Source organism: Marinomonas sp. A3A (assembly GCF_018336955.1).
Taxonomy (GTDB): domain Bacteria; phylum Pseudomonadota; class Gammaproteobacteria; order Pseudomonadales; family Marinomonadaceae; genus Marinomonas; species Marinomonas lutimaris.
The window spans coordinates 3,283,175-3,301,288 of the sequence record NZ_CP025532.1 but is presented as its reverse complement, the minus strand read 5'-3'; the positions used below and the strand labels follow the sequence as shown (position 1 = coordinate 3,301,288).

The window sequence follows — 18,114 nt, the reverse complement described above, 5'->3', positions numbered from 1 at the left end:
CAAGTTTTTAACGCTTTTAAAAGGACATAATTATCATGCAGTTAGTCGTGGGAACCTTATCAACTTGGTCGCTTCGCGCATTTATGTGCGGACAGATTGCTGGTATTAAATTAGACCTTATTCCTATTAACTTAGAAAAACAGGGCTATAAAGCCGAGGTATTGAAATATTCACCCAGCGGATTGGTGCCAGCGCTGCTGGTAGATGGTTTTATTGTGCATGATTCCTTAGCGATTGCTGAATACTTTAACGAATGCTCTGATGGCGCTTTGTACCCAAAGAATCAATCAGAAAGAGCACAGGCCAGAAGTCTTTGCATGGAGATGCATTCTGGCTTTATGAATTTACGCAGCCAGTGTCCGTTTACTTTTAATCAAGTAGCTCTGCTAGAACATCTAACGGATGCGGTGAAAAAAGAAGTTGAGCGTGTTGAAGCTATTTTTGCGCAGGCAAAAGGGCCTTTTATGTTTGATCAAGCCGGAGCTGTGGATGCTTTTTATGCAGTTCTTGCCTTCCGCTTGAAAGCTTATGGTATTAGCTTCAGTGGTCAGGCTGGTGAATACCAGCAGCACCTGTTGAAATGGTCTTTGTTTGAAAAGGTTATGACACTTTCTCGTTCATGGTCTTGATAAAGAGCAAGCTCCTTTAAATATTCATATTGCGTTATTTTTAGTGCACAAACGTGTTTTTGGCTTCATATAAGAACCATACGTCAAGAAACTAAAGGATAGTTCGAGCAATGGGGAAAGAGACTTTCTTTAGGTGTTGCTGACGTATACTTGCTGTTTTCGGTGCTAGCATGATGTTTCCAAAATCATGAAAGATAAGGAAAACCAAGATGGCTCGTTTAATTAAAAAATTAATGAAGGTACAGGTATTTAATCGTCACGCTGAAGTACTTGCTAATATTGAGACAGGAAGTAATTCAGACATGGATGAATGGAAGGGCTGGGATGCTTGGGTAGATGTTAAAAAGTAGTCTGTATCTTTGTATATTATTTAAACTCGATATAAATTCTGAATAGATAAATCGGAGCTACTATGAGTCGATTTTAAAAAGGGTAGAAAGCGTATGAAATAGTGCTTTTCTACCCTTTTTTTATTTCTATTTTTTGTTCTTTTGCTAATTGTTCTATACGTCTACTGAGTTGCTAATAATACCTTAATCTACCTTAGATTTTTTTTGCATATTTTCTAAAAACTACTACATAAACACCTCGCTCTTTAAAGATCGGCTATAAAAAAAGGAAAGAAGGGACGTTTTTCCTAGTGTATTTGACCATTATAAATTAACCACGTAGTGTAAATAGTGAAGTGTGGATGGCGCTTTCTTGTTTGATCACTTGTGTTTGTTGACTCTTTTTTAATAAAGAGATTCTAAAAAAACAAGAAAACACCTTACCTTCACGAGCATTTTAAAGTTAGTTTTATTTCTGAAAGGAGAATTAAGAATGGCTACCGGAACGAAAAGTACAACTCAATCTAAAGCTCATGAAAAAGTAGATAGCGTTGCTGAAGCGGCTCATAAAGGAGTAGATGGTGCTGCTGAAATGAAAGAGCATAGTCAAGAACGCATCGAAGAAGTGGCTCACCAAATCAGTGAGCAAGCACATAAAATCGCTGATACTGCGAAAAACCAATCTGAAAAAATATCTTCAGCAGTTGGTGAGTATGCTAAAGAACATCCTGTTAAAACCATTGGTATTGCGTTCTTAGCAGGTGCGCTAGCTGCTAGTTTTTTATGTAAACGTAAATAAGCATGGAAACTGTATAGATGGAAACACCGCAGCACTCTGATTCACCGCAAGAGAAATCTGACTTGGATGATGTGATTGATACTCATAAAAGTTGGTTAAAGAGTGTATTGGGGCTTGGAGCATTAGAAGCGAAGTTATGGGTGACGTCTAGTGCCCAGCTCCTTGCCTTAATGTGTGGTGTGATCTTTCTCTTGCTTACTACTTGGTTATTAATTATCGCCAGCAGTGCTGCGATTGCATGGAGCTACGGATTTTCTCTTGCTGGTATTTTGTTAACCGCTACGTTAGTGACCTTTTTAAGCTCTATCGTATTGCTTTATTTTGTGAAACGAACATTGAAAAGCATGGATTTTACCCGTACTTTGGATGCCATTATTCCAACGGATGAGGATTAGGATATGTTTGGTCTTAAACAAATGCACCAAAAGCGAGAGCGCCTTTATTTGCGTACTCAGGTTTTGGAAAAACGTGCCAAACTGTCACGTGATAACGCTGTTGATAATATTCTAGACAAAGCGACTAGCCCGACAGGGTTAATTGCAAGCTTTGTATTAGGTGCAAGCACACAACTTGATATCACAAGGAAGGTTAGAAAAAACTTGCTTAATGGCGCTAGTCGAGATGTCTTAAGCTTTTTGATGACGCAAGTATCTGTTTATATGGCAAACAGCACTGCACAAGCAAGCACTTCATCTGAGAATATGACTTCTGAAAGTGAAGATAGAACGCCTTCTAGCGAAGAAGACACGTCCTCCTCAGCAACACCTTTTGTTGCACCGAAAGATAGCTGTATTTAAAAGATAGTATTAAGAATCATGCACTGTGATTGAGCGCTGTGAGTTTGTTCTATAAATAATCTTTGCTAATACACCGACTTGTTCAAAAAAACGACACTTAACCCTCGACTTTAGTGCCTTAAGTCTCTATATTCGCCCATCTTTGTGTTTGTCATTTGACCCTGCTTTTGTGGTCTGTATGAACGTTTTTCATTTCTCTTTGTTTAGGGCTTTTTCCTTTGATCTCCACGGCTAATATCACCATGCAATTTGGCGCAACGCCATTGTTTGAAAACATCTCTGCAAAATTCGGTAACGGCAATCGCTATGGCTTAATTGGCGCGAACGGATGTGGCAAGTCTACCTTCATGAAAATTCTGAGTGGGGCGCTGACGCCAACGTCTGGTAACGTTTCAATTACGCCAGGTGAAAAAGTCGGTACCTTGAGTCAGGATCAGTTTGCTTTTGAAGAATATACTGTTGTTGACGCCGTTATTATGGGGGATGTGGCGCTTTGGAAAGTCAAACAAGAGCGTGATGCCATTTACTCTAAGCCAGAAATGAGCGAAGAAGATGGCATGCGAGCAGGTGAGCTAGAAGCGGAATTCGCTGAGATGGATGGCTATAGTGCGGAAAGCCGTGCAGGCGATATTCTGTTGGAAGCGGGTATAGCGGAAGAATTTCATTTTGGTTTGATGAGCCAAGTTGCACCGGGTTGGAAACTTCGTGTTTTATTAGCACAAGCCTTGTTTGCTAATCCTGATATTTTGCTATTGGACGAACCAACCAACAACTTGGATATCCATACCATTAACTGGTTGGCTGGTGTATTGAATCAACGTAAATGCACCATGATCATCATTTCCCATGACCGTCATTTTTTAAACTCTGTGTGTACTCACATGGCGGATATCGATTTTGGTGAGTTACGTATTTACCCAGGTAACTACGAATACTTCATGGAAGCATCGTCTTTGATTCGCGAACAATTATTAACAGAGAATGCGAAAAAAAGTGCGGAAATGGATGACCTTCAAGCGTTCGTGAATCGCTTTTCTGCTAACGCATCGAAAGCCAAGCAAGCGAGCTCTCGCGCTAAGAAATTAGAAAAGATTGAGCTATCAGAAGTTAAGCAATCTAGCCGAATGACGCCATCGCTGACCTTTAAGCAAGATAAGAAGCTTCATCGCCATGCTTTGATCTTAGAAGATCTTGGTCACGGCTATGATGAATTGCTGTTTTCTGGCGGCAATATGATTCTAGAAGCAGGCTCCCGTTTGGCTATTATCGGTGAAAACGGTGCTGGTAAAACGACATTCTTACGCTGTTTAATGAGCGAATTAGAAGCCAAGCAAGGTGAGATTAAATGGGCAGAAAATGCCGTGATTGGTTATTGCCCGCAAGACAGTACAGAAGACTTTGATTGCGATTTAACCTTGTTTGATTGGATGTCGAAATGGCGTACTGCGAAGCATGATGATCTTAAAGTTCGTGCTATGTTGGGGCGTTTGCTGTTTACCGCGGATGACTTCAATAAGAAAGTACGAGTGTGTTCTGGTGGTGAAAAAAACCGCTTATTGTTTGGTAAGTTGATGATGATGGACTTAAACGTCTTAGTTATGGATGAGCCAACGAACCACATGGACATGGAAGCCATCGAAGCATTAAACAATGCCTTGTTAGACTTTGACGGCACGCTGATTTTCGTAAGCCACGATAGGGCGTTTGTTTCTTCTTTGGCAAACCGAGTGATCGAAATTAAAGGTCAAAAGGTTATTGATTTCCAAGGTACATATGATGAGTACCTTGCTCACCAAGGTTAGCCTTGTTTAGGTATAGTATTTATTTAAAGCCGCTTACGGGTTGTCAGTAAGCGGCTTTTTTGCTTTATACTCAGGGCTATTTGGAATCTGAAAGGGCGCTATTTTGGACTCAACAGCACTTAAAAAGTATCTGCTTTTGAAACCTGAAGCAGAAGAATATTACCCATTTGATGACCACACTGCTGTGTTTAAAGTACAAGGAAAGATGTTTGCCTTGTTGGTTAAGAAGCAAGGCCAGTTGTTACTTAATTTAAAATGCGCACCTGATCATGCCATTGAACTACGTGATATTTTCCCTGAGGTTATTCCTGCTTATCACATGAACAAACGTCACTGGAACTCCGTCATTTTAGATGGTGATTTACCCATGGGCGAAATAGAAAGGCTGATTGATCATTCCTATGGTTTGGTTGTGAAAGGTTTAAAAAAATCCATCAGAGACGGCTTGGAAGTACGATATGGAAAACCAAGTTTATACGTAGGCTCTTATTCTTAAATGTAAAGCAGCCAATAAGTGATGACTTATCGGCTGTTTCTATTTCAATCTTAAAGTTTAAAAATTGACATTATGTCTTGAGTTTCTTTCGCTGTTTTAGCAAGTGATTCACTGGTTAGATTATTTTGTTGAACCAATTTGCCTGCCTGAGTAGATAGTTCCGATACTTTCTCATTGAGATGGTTAAGTCTTTGAACAGCGTCGCTTTGCATATTAACGCTTTGGATAACGGTGTTGCTTGCGCTATTTATACCATCTACTGATGTAGCGATAGCTTGCAGGTATTGTGTGGTGAGCGTTATTTCTTCAGTGGTTTTTTGTGATTGCTGATGGCTTGCAGTGATACGAGCTTCGGCTTCTTTTGCGCCGCTTTGAAGTTTGCTAATCATGTTTTGAATTTCATCCGTGGAGGCCTGAGTTCGGCTTGCTAGCCCTCTCACTTCGTCTGCTACTACAGCAAAACCTCGACCTTGTTCACCAGCGCGAGCGGCTTCAATGGCGGCATTAAGAGCCAATAGGTTGGTTTGTTCTGCGATGGCGCTGATGACATCGAGTACCGACCCAATAGTTTGCGATTGTTCTGCTAATTGAACAACAGTACTTAGACCTGCTTCTAGTTCATAAGAAAGTTTTTCAAGAGATTCGACGGTTTGATTAATCGCATTTTGTCCTGTTTGAGTTTTTTCTACCGTGATTTGAGCTGACGCAAGAGTTGATTGAGTGCTGTCGATAACCTCATTTTTAAAATCATCCACTTCTTTTATGGTTTCTGCCATTTGCAAAAACATGCCTTCACGCTGTTGTGTAATGGCTTGTGTTTTTCCAGCAACAGATTTTAGCTCCTGACTCTTATTTTCGACTTCTTGGTTAAGCAGAACAGCTTTACTAAGAGTGAGTGAAAGGCGCTCTACAAACGTATTGTAGTAAATGGCAATTTGGGTCAATTGATCTTTACCGGATTCAGGTAGGCGGGCTCTTAAGTCACCTTCACCATCTGCAATGTTATGCAAGGCGGATTGTATTTGCCCAATAGGTACAAGAATAGATCGTACTATCAAAAAGGAAATGAAGAGGGCGATTAGTATAATGACTGCACTAATTGAACCTAGTTTAGTGACCTCTTTATTATATTGTGTGTCCACATCATCTAAGTAAATACCTGAGCCAATGATCCATCCCCACGGTTTAAAGCCTTGGACATAAGATATTTTCTCTACAGGTGTGTTATTTCCAGGTTTTGGCCAAAGGTAATCCACAAAACCAGCTTCTTGTGCTTTAACCACTTTGACAAACTCTGAGAAGAGCTTTTTGCCATTGGGGTCTTCTAAGTTGGATAGGTCTTTGCCATCTAGAGAAGGGTTTACCGAGTGCATAACCATGGCTGCGTTGTAGTCATTAATCCAGAAATATTCAGACTTTGCATAGCGGGTATCTTTAACCATGTTCATTGCATAGCGCTGGGCATCAGCTTGGCTTAGCTCTCCAGATTGTTCAAGTTTGTAAAAGTAATTGAATACACCTGTAGCGGTTTCAACAACGTTTTTTGTTTGTGCGTATTTTTCATCTAGCAAGGATTGCTTGTTGACGGTTAGCGATAAATAAACAACAGAGATGAGCCCTAATGAAAAAAAGACTACTAAACCTGTTAGGCGTAAGCGAATTGGAATGTTGCGTAAGGTCTTAACCATAAATTCATCCTTTAATAGATATATTTTTTATTATGATGCTGCTCGTTTTTTTGTCTTTTATATGAGTCTTCCTGACACATGTTTTTTAATCTAAACACAATGTCGTTCTACTGTCATTTCTATGTAATGTTTTATCCGTAAATTCATTGATAGTTTCCTTTTGCAGGGGGAAGCAGCGTATTTGAAAAATAGACACTAAAACCAGTAGCCAGGATCGATTTATAAAGGGTAAGCCCCCGAAGTTCGAGTGCCTAGGCGACAAATTTTTTATAAATAATAGGGCAGTGTTATGAATATCAAGAACAACAGAAAACTAGGGTTTGATGAATTAGATGAGCTGGTACGACCAGCACCTGAAGTGGTAGAGTTCGAAGAAGTCGCTACTAAAATGGTCTCTCGCCGCGGCTTTTTAGGTGGCGGTGTGGCCGTTGGAGCTGGTGCTTTTGTTATGGGCTCGACGACATTGGCTGCGGGTAAAGCGCTAGCTGCTGGAACGGCAGAGTCTCGTCTTGCATTCAGCATGGTAAAAGCCAACTCGTTGGATACCGTGACTGTACCTGAAGGCTACAAATGGGAAGTGGTCGCTTCTTGGGGGGACCCATTGTTCAGCAATGCTCCTGCTTTTGATGCGGCGACAGGTGGCACAGGCGCTTCTCAAGAGTTAGCATTTGGCGATCATAATGACGGCATGGCTTTCTTTTCTAAAGATGGCAAACAGATTATGGCCATCAACAATGAATACACCAATGAGAAAACGCTACACGCTAATCGCGCTGATGGCATGCCTGCAACAGCTGATGATGTCCGTAAGAACAAAGCAGCCCATGGCGTATCCATTATTGAGGTGGCGCAACGTGGTGGTAAATGGGGCATCGTCCAGGACTCTCCTTATAACCGCCGCATTACTGCTGATACTGCCATGGATATTACAGGCCCCGCACGTGGTCATAAATGGATGCAAACGTCAGAAGATCCTAAGGGGTTAGTAGCAAAAGGCACATGGAATAACTGTGGTAATGGACAAACACCATGGGGTACGTATTTGACGTGTGAAGAGAACTTTAATGGCTACTTCACGGCAAATGACAAAGATTACAAAATGCCTGAAGCATTCAAACGCTACGGTATGAGCACCGAAGGTCGCTACAACTGGGCTATGGCGGATGACCGTTTCAACCTAGTTAAAGAACCAAACGAGCCAAACCGCTTTGGTTATATTGTTGAGATCGATCCACTAGATCCAACTTCACGTCCCAAAAAGCGTACGGCACTTGGTCGTTTTAAACACGAAAACGCGGAATTGACTATCGCGGCGAATGGCCATGTTGTGGTTTATCTTGGTGATGATGAGCGTGGCGAATTCTTATACCGCTTCATTTCTAAGCATAAATATTTGGCAGGTGGCAATAATCGTGACTTGCTGGAAGAGGGAACTCTTTATGTTGCCAAATTCCATGACAACAATCGTGGTGAATGGGTCGCATTGACACCTAAAACTACAGGAATGACAGATGCAGAAATTTCGATTCATACTCGTATTGCGGCGTCTAAAGTGGGTGCTACTACGATGGATCGACCTGAATGGGTCGCAGCTCATCCTCACAAAGCGGAAGTGTATTGTTCATTGACTAACAATAAAAACCGTGGAGTTAAACCAAATGCGGGTGGTGATGCAACACCAGCAGGTGGCCCAAATCCTCGCGTGAAAAACAACTTTGGTCAGATCGTACGCTGGATGCCAATGGACTCGGACCATACTCATAATGAGTTCAAATGGGACTTGTTTGTGCTGGCAGGTAACCCAGCTGTGTATGACGATGCGAATGCGGGTTCTAAAAATATTAACCAAGACAATATGTTTAACTCGCCAGATGGTTTGAAGTTCGACTCTAAAGGCCTGTTATGGATTCAAACAGATGGCAATTATTCGAATGAAAAAGGTTTCCAAGGGCAAGGTAATAACCAGATGTTGGTTGCCGATCCTGAAACCGGTGAAATTCGTCGCTTCTTAGTCGGACCTAAAGAATCTGAAATAACAGGATCAGCCTGGAATGCAGAGCGTACGACCATGTTTATTGGTGTTCAGCACCCAGGAGAAGAAGGGAATTCTCATTGGCCAGATGGTGGTCAGTCTGTACCGCGTTCAAGTGTGATCGCAATTTCTCGTGAAGACGGTGCCGTTATAGGTTAAGCAAATTTTGTAGCACCTAGAAGCCAGTATGTTTTCATGCTGGCTTTTTTCTTGCCTGAAGCTGAGGTGCTCTTTATCTTCTGCACCTTCCCTAGATATCATGACTTAAATCATAAAATGTATAATTTTTTTTTATACTTTCTTGTTTAACAAGGAAGAAAATGTCAGTCTTGAGAATGTGCATAATAAATGCAAATAATGAGTTCTTTTTGACCTAGCGGTTAATTTTTTATATTTAGCTTCTTTTGCGACGTTTATTAGTATGGATGCTGTGAAAGCAATGTGGTTGTGAGCTATATGGGTTTAAGTGAGTAAGAATGGGCGTCGTGTTCTCTAAATCATTATTTACTAAACAAGCAATTTTAACATTGGTGCTCGCGGTTGTTTTAAGTTTGGTTAGCAGTGGTATTCAATTCGTTGATGGCGTTCGATCTCAGAAAACGGAAATAAATCAAGACTTCGAAGAATTGCTTGCAGTGGTGGAAAAACCATTATCTGAAGCTGTTTTTCGCTTAGATACTATTTTTGCCCAGCAGCAAATCGATAGTTTACTCTTTAACCCATCTATTGCTCATGTAGAAGTTCGTGATGAATCAGGTGAGCTGTTCGTGGAAGCAACATCCACTAAACATGATTTTTCTGTATCGGAGTCACTAGCTAATTATTTCTTATCTGATCTTCAGAGTTATAATCGCGAACTGCGTTTGGAAATGCCCGTTTTTCAAGCAGGGCGTTTGTCTATATTGCCCGAAAAGCGTTATCTTCTGGATAAAATCTTCAAAGAGCACCTTTCCAGTCTGATCTACAATTTGTTCAAGGATGTGTTGCTAGCATCCTTGATATCCTTAGTTTTTTATTTTCTAGTAACCCACCCTTTAATGCGTCTAACAGAGACTTTATCTACTGTTGGTAATAAAAAAGAATTGCCGTTGCCTAAGTCGTTCTCTCGGCATCATAAGTCTGATGAATTAGGGAATTTGCATTCTACTTTTGCGCAATTATGGAATAAGCTAAATACAGCTCTGAGTGATTTAGAGCGTAGTGATAGTCACACTAAGGCCATGATAGAAAACGCTGCGGATGGTATTTTGTTGCTAGATGAAAGCAATAAAATAATCTTAGTTAATAGCGCTGCACAATATATGTTGAAGATGAAAAGTGACGACCTTCAATCCAAATCACTTGATATGCTGCATGCGCCATCATCGTGGTCTGAATTTTCCAGTGTATTGGATTCGCTCGAAGTAAACTCGCCCTCTACCGTCGAGACTGTCTATCGAATACGAGGTATTGAGTTACCAGTTGAGATACGCTTGGCAAAATACAAAGTATTAGATAGAACGGAAGTGTTACTGTTGATTCGAGATGTTTCTGAGCGTAAAGAAACTGAAGCGCATATACATCATTTAGCCTATTACGACTCAGTAACCAATCTACCTAATCGCCAATATTTGGCTGATAAGCTTAATGAAGTCTTTAAGCGCAAGCAGCAAAAGTCGATTGTGGGCTACTCTGCCGTAGTTTTTATGGACCTTGACCGATTCAAAACCATTAATGATTCACTAGGACACAATGTAGGGGATCAGTTACTTTGTTGTGTTGCATCACAGCTTTCTCCCCTGATTGAAGACAATATGGTTTTTGCGAGAATGGGTGGTGATGAATTCGCTTTTTTATTGACTCATGTAGGAAGCGATAAAGAACTGGTTGAAAAGGCGATTAACGGGTTTGTTGACAGTATTGTGTATGCTTGCCAGCAAGTTAAAAAAGCAGGTCATCACGAAGTTCATATTACTGCGAGTCTAGGTGCTACAATTTTTGATGGTAATGAAGGCTCAGCAGAAGCCATTTTAAAGCAGGCCGATACCGCTTTGTATCGAGCAAAGGAATCTGGGCGTAATACCTTTGCTTTGTATAAACCAGAGATGCAGGCAATTTCAGATGCTCGTCTTGAAATGGAAAAGGCACTTCATCATGCTATGGAATTTAAATTGTTTGAGTTGTATTATCAGCCGCAAACCAACGATAAAAATGAATTGATTGGTGCTGAGGCCTTGATTCGTTGGAAAGATGAGAAAAAAGGTTTTATTTCACCTGCTGAATTTATTCCGGTGGCAGAAGAAATTGGACTTATTGTTGAAATCGGTCATTGGGTTTTAAATGAAGCCTTGTCACAAGTTGCGACTTGGCTGAAAGAGGGAAAGTGGCAACTGTCTTGGCGCATGTCCATTAATGTCAGCCCTATTCAGTTTCAGCAAGCGGGTTTTTTGCCCATGTTGAAAGAACAGTTAGGAAAACATGATGTCCCTGCAAGCTGTGTTGACCTTGAGATTACGGAGAATATGCTACTCAACGATCTTTCATCCTGTTTGGATAAAATGAACGCCATAAAAGCATTAGGTGTTCACCTTTCTATTGATGATTTTGGAACCGGTTATTCCTCTCTTAAATATTTAAAATCTTTACCTATTGATAGATTGAAAATCGACCAGTCTTTTGTACGTGATTTATTGACAGATAAAAGTGATGAGGCGATTGTTCACGCGGTTATTGCCATGGCAAAGGCTCTTAATATCAGCGTTCTCGCTGAAGGTGTAGAAACATTACCTCATTATGATCGGTTGCGAGAGATAGATTGTTTTTATTACCAAGGTTATTATTTTGGGCATCCTTTGCCACCAAATGAATTTATTACTGCATTTGTTCATGATTCAGCCACGCTGAAGCCTTCTTTATAGCGTAGTATTGCTAGTTAAATTTACCTTCTATGTTAAGGGTTCTGTATGGATTTCTTGTCTTCATTGGCAACATTGACCATTCATTGGGGCGCGTTGCTGTTTGTTTTCTTGCTTTTTGTCGCTGCTATTTCCGTTTTCGTGATGTACTGGGTTGATACACATCAAACCACTCATACAATCAGACGAAACTATCCTGTTGTTGGGCGCTTTCGCTACCTCTTTGAACATCTGGGTGAGTTTTTTCGTCAGTATTTTTTTGCAATGGACCGTGAAGAGCGTCCATTTGATCGTGCCGAACGTTCTTGGGCGTATCGAGCAGCTAAAAAAGTTGATACCACGATTGCCTTTGGTTCGACTCGTTCTTTGGAAACACCTGGCGACATTTTCTTTTTAAACTGCGCTTTTCCTACGTTAGATGAAGACGCTGCCCAGCCTAGAGAAGTGTGTATTGGTGAATACACTGCGAAAAAACCATATCGCACACGATCTGTTGTGAATATTTCTGGTATGAGTTTTGGTGCTTTATCTAAACCTGCAGTTCAAGCCTTGTCAAAAGGGGCTCGTAAAGCGGGTGTTTGGATGAATACCGGAGAGGGCGGCTTATCGCCTTATCATCTTGAAGGTGGTTGTGACTTGGTGTTTCAAATCGGTACCGCAAAATACGGTGTGCGTAACTTAGAAGGCCACTTAGACGATAGTAAATTGGCGAGTTTGGCCGAACACCAAAATGTACGCATGTTTGAAATTAAAATGAGTCAAGGTGCCAAGCCTGGTAAAGGCGGCATGTTGCCAGGAGCAAAAGTAACCGAAGAAATCGCACATACTCGCGGTATTCCAGTGGGTGAGGACTCAATCAGTCCAAATGGTCATACCGATATAAAATCCATCGATGATTTATTAAATATGGTTCATCATGTTCGCCAAGTTACCTCTAAACCCGTTGGTTTTAAAATGGTGGTTGGGGATTTGAAGTTTTTCGAAACCCTATGCGAGTTAATCCATAAAAAGGGAATCGATTACTGCCCTGATTTTATTACCATTGATAGTTCGGATGGTGGAACAGGCGCAGCTCCTCAGCCATTAATGGATTATGTTGGCATGCATTTACGTGAAAGCTTGCCAACGGTCGTTAATATTGTGACTTCTTATGGCTTACGCCGTTATATAAAAATCATTGCTTCGGGAAAACTGATTGTTCCTGGAAAAGCGGCTTGGGCCTTGAGTGCGGGTGCTGATTTCGTTGTTACTGCACGTGGCTTTTTATTTTCCCTTGGTTGTATTCAAGCGCTGCAATGTAATAAAAATACCTGCCCTACTGGTATTACGACACATAATCCTGATTTGCAGAAAGGTTTAGTCGCAGCTGAAAAGTCTGAACGAGTTGCCAACTACGCAGCCGAGCTATTACATGGCATTGGCATGATCGCGCATTCTTGTGGCGTGAAAGAACCAAGAGAACTAAATCGCTCTCATGTTCGAATTATCGAAAATCAAAGTCGGTCAGTACTGTTTTCAGAAGTAAATCCAATGCCGAATATACGGCCTGAATACATCAATATGGCTGCAATCCAAGAAAAAGCAGTTCCTATGGAAGATAGGCTGCAGTAAGTTATTTTTTGCTTCGCTTTTAATAAAACTGGGATGAAACTTCTAAAGTGTCATCCCAGTTTTTTATGCGCTTTACATAGTGTTAGAGCGTCTGTTTAGAAGGGCTTTAGCGTAACTTTTCGACGAATGTTTCTTTGATATTGTTTAATGGTGTAATAACGTTGGCAGCATCCAATTCGACAGCGGCTCTCGGCATACCGTATACCACACAGGAAGACTCATCTTGTACGACAGTAAACCCTCCGGCATTTTTAATTCTTTTTAGTCCTCGCGCGCCATCTTTGCCCATCCCTGTTAATAAGGTTGCAAACGCATAGCGGCCAATTTCATCTGCTACCGATTTAAATAACACGTCGACGGAAGGGCGATGACCAGATACCTTTTCCGCCTTATATACGTCTGTGTAGAGTTGATCGTTCGAGCGTATAACTTTCATGTGAAAATCACCGGGTGCCAGGTAAGCAACGCCTGGTCGAATCAATTCTCCTCCTTGCGCTTCTACAACGGTGAATTCTGTTGTTCTATCTAGACGGCTTGCAAAGGTAGAGGTAAAGCCTGCAGGCATATGTTGGACAATCATAAGAGCAAAGTTAGCGCTAGGAAGCCTACTGAGTAAATAGTTAATCGCTTCTGTTCCTCCAGTCGATGCCCCGATTGCCAATACTCTATTAGAGGAAAATGATTCAGCTACAGATGGCTGGGTTGTATTTGGAGGTTGATGATTTATACCGGTTGAAATGTTACATGACGCGGCCATTTGAATTTTTTTGATGACCATTTTTTTATAGCGCTGAAACATTTCCTCTTGGTTTATTTGAGGTTTGGCAATGTAATCGACAGCGCCTAATTCCAATGCTTGTAAAGTAGTATCAGCATTCGCTTTAGTTAGCGTGGATATCATCACAACAGGAGTGGGTTTTACTTTCATTAGTACTTCAAGAAAGCGCAGCCCACTTACTTGAGGCATTTCTACATCGAGAGTGATGACATCAGGGGATAAATCATTCACCATTTGCTTTGCTTCAAAAGCATCTTTGGCTACGCCAACAACTTCTAAACTAGGGTCAGACTCAATGACTTCCTGCAGAACTTTTTGCATAGAAACAGAGTCATCGACAATAAGCACTTTAATTTTTTTAGGCTGCATAGGTTTCCATAAAAGGATTAAAACAAATCAACATCGCCCGAGTCGTTGTCTTTACCGACAGAAGATATCGCTTTTCTATAACGTAATTCACAGTTAATGGCTTCAGTATCATGATGTTGACGTAATTTTTTCATCATCACCCTGCCTGTAGAAGGGAAAAAATTAACACGTCTAGGATAAATATCTAATAAGTCCGAGGACTCAATAGAAATCCCTTCATTCTGTAAATAGGACTGGATGAAATCGACGTTTTTCTTGCCGATGTTTTGAGTTGTCATACCTTTGATAACACTTCCACCACCGAAAACCTTAGCTCTAAAGTGTTCTCTGCGAGCCCCTAGCTTGATAAGGTGGTTAATTAATAACTCCATAGCATAAACGCCATAACGCCCTGCAGAAGACAGCAGGTCGTTTGCATCTCCGCCGTCTGGTAGCAGAAAGTGGTTCATACCACCCACTTTCGCGGTAGCATCATATAGACATACAGAGACGCATGATCCCAATAAAGTGGTAATCATCACGTCGTCTTTGGTTGCGAAGTATTCTCCTGGTAGCACTTTTACCGACATAATATCAAACGTGTTGTCGAAGTGTTTTCGTGTCGAAAAGTGCTCAATTACCGATTCTTTTAATGCCATAGGACAACCTTACAGTTTGATGTACGCTGTTCGACCAATGGGTTTCATAACATTGGAGAAGTGCGAAAAATTCTCAGAGTGCCCCGCAATATAAAGACCCCCGGGTCGAAGCTTAGCCAATAACTTAGTTAATATTTTTGCTTGTGTATCTTTATCAAAATAAATCATCACATTACGACAAAAAATAACGTCTAGATTTGGTTCTATTGGAAGACTTTCATCCAGCAAATTAATGCGGATGAATTCAATCATGTCACGTAGCTGCGGCACCACTTTGGCTAAACCCACATTGCTGCCTTTACCTTTTACAAAAAAGCTTTTTTTATCGGGCAGAGCTTCTACCTTTTCTAAAGGATAAGTTCCTTTATTCGCCGCTTCGAGAACTTTACTGTCGATATCTGAGGCAATAATTTGAACGTCATGATCGAACTTGCCATAAGCCTTCACTAAGCTCATGGCTATCGAGTAGGGCTCTTCCCCCGTACTCGATGCCGCACACCAAATTCTTTTAACCGATTCACCTTGGTTTATGTATTGCGCCAAAATACTGAAATGGTGCGGCTCTCTATAGAAAGAGGTCAGGTTTGTTGTTAAAGCATTGATAAAGTTTTCTTGTTCATCAAGATGGTCTTCCAAATACTTTAAATATTCTTTGGTGCTTTTTAACCCCAGCTTACGGATTCTGGGGGTTAGGCGGCTGTATACTAACGACTCTTTTGAGTCGGCGAGCTTTATCCCTGTCAGTCCGACAAGGATAGTACGCACCTTATTAAAATCGCTTTGAGTGAACCCAAATTCCCTTTCCATACGATTTAGAACTCCTCCCAACCATCGTCTTCATCATCGATTTGAGGCTTTGGTAAAGGCTTCGCTTTTTTAACCGGAGCTGACGCAGAAGGCAGTTTTTTCACAGTAGAAGGTTTTGAGGGTGTCGATTTCGTTGTGTGGGCAATTTGTTTAATATTCTGAGACTGATTGTCATCATTCAATATGAATTTATTGACGTTCATCGTTAATTGATCTGCTTGGCCTAATAGACTTTCAGATGCGGCGGCGGCTTCTTCTACTAGCGCCGCGTTTTGCTGAGTCATTTCATCCATTTGACTTACGGCCTTACCTATCTCATCCAGTCCAGAAGATTGCTCTGCTGATGCGCTGGCAATTTCAGCCATAATGTCATTCACCTGCTTGATGGCAGAAACCACTTCTCGCATGGTATTGCCCGATTTATTAACCAGATCATTACCATTGTTTATTTTTGTCGCTGACTCAGAAATAAGGTCTTTAATGTCTTTTGCTGCATTGGCTGAACGTTGCGCTAAGGTTCTGACTTCAGACGCCACAACCGCAAACCCACGCCCTTGCTCACCAGCTCTGGCCGCTTCAACGGCCGCGTTAAGTGCTAGGATATTTGTTTGGAAAGCAATGCCATCAATCATGCCAATGATATCGGCAATTTTTTGAGATGACTCATTAATCGATGCCATGGTTTTCACAACATCTTCTATTAGGTGGCCACCATCGATTGCGATGGTTACTGCATTGGAAGCTAGGTTATTTGCTTGCTTAGCGCTGTCGGCATTTTGTCGCACCGTACCTGTTAATTCTTCCATACTGGATGCGGTTTCTTCTAAGCTAGAAGCCTGTTGTTCAGTACGATTAGAAAGGTCTGTATTACCGTTTGATATTTCACGAGCACCGGTATACACAGCATCTGATGCATTTTTAATATTGATGATGATTTCAGTCATGGTATCGAGCAGAGAGTTAACGCCTTGTGAGATACTGAGCATCATGTCGGATTTATCTTCAGTCTCTACTCGCTGCGTTAGATCATTATTTACCGCTGCATCGATGGCTGAGTTGACTTGGCTCACGGTAAGTTGAAGTTGCTGTTCGGCTTCTACTTCAGTAGTAATATCCGTTGCGAACTTCACGACTTTATAAGGTGTGCCACTTGGGTCTCGGATAGGGCTGTAGTTGGCCTGTATCCAAATTACTTTACCGCTTTTATGCACTCGTGGATAACGTCCGATGAAATGTTCACCGTTTGCAAGGCTGCGCCAGAAATTACGATATTCTTCGGATTTCTTGTATTCGGAATCAACAAACAAGCTATGATGTTTACCTTCAACTTCGCCTAGCGAGTAGCCGAGAGCATTCAGAAAATTATCATTTGCTGAAAGAATGGTGCCATCGAGTTCAAAAGAGATAACCGCTTGAGATTTAGAAATCGCGTCTAGCTGACTCTCATAATCGGTATTTTGTTTTTTCTTTTCGGTGATATCGGTCGCAAATTTAACAACTTTGTACGGTTTGTTGTTATTGTCAAAAATAGGGTTGTAACTCGCCTCAATCCAAACGGCTTCACCGTCTTTAGAATAGCGACAGAATTCACCGCTCTGGAATTCACCATTACCCAGTTTAGCCCAGAAGTCTTTGTACTCACGGCTATTTCGGTATTTGTTATCAACAAAAATACTATGGTGTTTGCCTTGAACTTCTTCTAAAGAATAACCAAGCGCATTAAGGAAATTGTCATTGGCAATTAAAATATTGCCGTGTAGGTCAAATTCAATAATGGCTTGAGAACGAGTCAATGCATCTAATTGACCTTGAGCATTGACCCAATCGTCTTTGGCGATAATCATTTGATTATCATCTAATCGTTTTGAAAACAGGCTTTTTAACATGGTAATAACCCTTCCTATGAATCGTGTTTACTTTGAAGCCTTGAAGGCCAACTGTGAATAATGTTTATCCTTATGCGCTCTCGAATACGCCTATCTCATCGCTTGATATGAGCTCTTCAATATCGACGATGATGACCATTTGATCTTCCAAAGCGGCAAGTCCATGGAGATAACGGCTATCGAAAGCTACACCAAACTCAGGTGCTGGTTTAATCTCTTCGGCTTCTAGATTCATTACATCTGAAACGCCATCAACTACAATTCCTACCACGCGATCACGCACATTAAGCATAATCACAATAGTCCATTCGTTATAAGTCGCTTCACCTATGTTGAATTTAATTCGTAAATCAACAATCGGGACGATATCGCCACGCAGGTTAATAACGCCTTTAATATAACTAGGTGCATTAGCAATTTTAGTTGCCGGTTCATAACCACGAATTTCTTTAACAGTCATAATATCAAGCGCATAGGTTTCATCGCCCAATACAAATGTTAAGAACTCTTTTGCAGGCATTGAAGACGTATTACCCTGCTTAAGTATTGCCATAATAAA

The 18,114-nt window shown here is 41.1% G+C and carries 16 protein-coding genes; 10 read left to right on the top strand and 6 right to left on the bottom strand.

The window, feature by feature from the left end; all coding sequences use genetic code 11:
* Positions 1-35 precede the first annotated feature (35 nt).
* The 7 genes from CYL31_RS15405 (at position 36) to CYL31_RS15375 (ending at position 4,852) form a co-directional block, all read left to right on the top strand.
* The gene (locus CYL31_RS15405; protein ID WP_212916064.1) at positions 36-629 is read left to right on the top strand and encodes a glutathione S-transferase; all 594 of its coding nucleotides are present in this window, start codon (positions 36-38) and stop codon (positions 627-629) included.
* 209 nt (positions 630-838) lie between these two features.
* Positions 839-979 (top strand): hypothetical protein, encoded by a 141-nt coding sequence (locus CYL31_RS15400; protein ID WP_212916063.1) that lies wholly within the window; start codon positions 839-841, stop codon positions 977-979.
* Between the two features lie 472 nt (positions 980-1,451).
* Positions 1,452-1,757, top strand: a complete 306-nt coding sequence (locus CYL31_RS15395; RefSeq protein WP_212916062.1) for a DUF883 C-terminal domain-containing protein — start codon at positions 1,452-1,454, stop codon at positions 1,755-1,757.
* 17 nt (positions 1,758-1,774) lie between these two features.
* Positions 1,775-2,152: a hypothetical protein gene (locus tag CYL31_RS15390; RefSeq protein ID WP_212916061.1), complete on the top strand. Its 378-nt coding sequence runs from the start codon at positions 1,775-1,777 to the stop codon at positions 2,150-2,152.
* Positions 2,153-2,155: 3 nt separating this feature from the next.
* The gene (locus CYL31_RS15385) at positions 2,156-2,554 is read left to right on the top strand and encodes a hypothetical protein (RefSeq protein ID WP_212916060.1); all 399 of its coding nucleotides are present in this window, start codon (positions 2,156-2,158) and stop codon (positions 2,552-2,554) included.
* A 218-nt stretch (positions 2,555-2,772) separates the two neighbouring features.
* Positions 2,773-4,356, top strand: coding sequence for an ABC-F family ATPase (locus CYL31_RS15380; protein ID WP_212916059.1), 1,584 nt, complete (start codon positions 2,773-2,775; stop codon positions 4,354-4,356).
* 103 nt (positions 4,357-4,459) lie between these two features.
* Complete coding sequence (locus CYL31_RS15375) at positions 4,460-4,852, top strand: MmcQ/YjbR family DNA-binding protein (RefSeq protein ID WP_100187149.1); 393 nt, start codon at positions 4,460-4,462, stop codon at positions 4,850-4,852.
* A gap of 50 nt (positions 4,853-4,902) precedes the next feature.
* Here the strand turns inward: CYL31_RS15375 and CYL31_RS15370 are convergent, their stop codons facing one another.
* The gene (locus CYL31_RS15370) at positions 4,903-6,540 is read right to left on the bottom strand and encodes a methyl-accepting chemotaxis protein (RefSeq protein ID WP_212916058.1); all 1,638 of its coding nucleotides are present in this window, start codon (positions 6,538-6,540) and stop codon (positions 4,903-4,905) included.
* A gap of 289 nt (positions 6,541-6,829) precedes the next feature.
* Here CYL31_RS15370 and CYL31_RS15365 point away from each other — a divergent pair, with 289 nt between their 5' ends.
* The 3 genes from CYL31_RS15365 (at position 6,830) to CYL31_RS15355 (ending at position 13,077) form a co-directional block, all read left to right on the top strand.
* Positions 6,830-8,731, top strand: a complete 1,902-nt coding sequence (locus CYL31_RS15365) for a PhoX family protein (protein ID WP_212916057.1) — start codon at positions 6,830-6,832, stop codon at positions 8,729-8,731.
* A 317-nt stretch (positions 8,732-9,048) separates the two neighbouring features.
* On the top strand, positions 9,049-11,469 hold the full coding sequence (locus CYL31_RS15360) for a putative bifunctional diguanylate cyclase/phosphodiesterase (RefSeq protein ID WP_212916056.1): 2,421 nt from the start codon (positions 9,049-9,051) through the stop codon (positions 11,467-11,469).
* A gap of 45 nt (positions 11,470-11,514) precedes the next feature.
* Positions 11,515-13,077 (top strand): FMN-binding glutamate synthase family protein, encoded by a 1,563-nt coding sequence (locus CYL31_RS15355; protein ID WP_212916055.1) that lies wholly within the window; start codon positions 11,515-11,517, stop codon positions 13,075-13,077.
* A gap of 106 nt (positions 13,078-13,183) precedes the next feature.
* Here the strand turns inward: CYL31_RS15355 and CYL31_RS15350 are convergent, their stop codons facing one another.
* The 5 genes from CYL31_RS15350 to CYL31_RS15330 all read right to left on the bottom strand — a co-directional run bounded on the left by CYL31_RS15350 (position 13,184) and on the right by CYL31_RS15330 (position 18,108).
* Positions 13,184-14,224, bottom strand: a complete 1,041-nt coding sequence (locus CYL31_RS15350; protein ID WP_212916054.1) for a protein-glutamate methylesterase/protein-glutamine glutaminase — start codon at positions 14,222-14,224, stop codon at positions 13,184-13,186.
* 17 nt (positions 14,225-14,241) lie between these two features.
* Positions 14,242-14,862 carry a chemoreceptor glutamine deamidase CheD gene (gene cheD / locus CYL31_RS15345; RefSeq protein WP_212916053.1) on the bottom strand — a complete coding sequence of 207 codons (621 nt, stop codon included), beginning with the start codon at positions 14,860-14,862 and terminating at the stop codon, positions 14,242-14,244.
* Positions 14,863-14,871: 9 nt separating this feature from the next.
* Positions 14,872-15,669 (bottom strand): CheR family methyltransferase, encoded by a 798-nt coding sequence (locus tag CYL31_RS15340; RefSeq protein WP_212916052.1) that lies wholly within the window; start codon positions 15,667-15,669, stop codon positions 14,872-14,874.
* A gap of 5 nt (positions 15,670-15,674) precedes the next feature.
* Positions 15,675-17,555, bottom strand: a complete 1,881-nt coding sequence (locus tag CYL31_RS20860; protein ID WP_212916051.1) for a methyl-accepting chemotaxis protein — start codon at positions 17,553-17,555, stop codon at positions 15,675-15,677.
* 70 nt (positions 17,556-17,625) lie between these two features.
* On the bottom strand, positions 17,626-18,108 hold the full coding sequence (locus CYL31_RS15330) for a chemotaxis protein CheW (protein ID WP_212916050.1): 483 nt from the start codon (positions 18,106-18,108) through the stop codon (positions 17,626-17,628).
* Positions 18,109-18,114 lie beyond the last annotated feature (6 nt).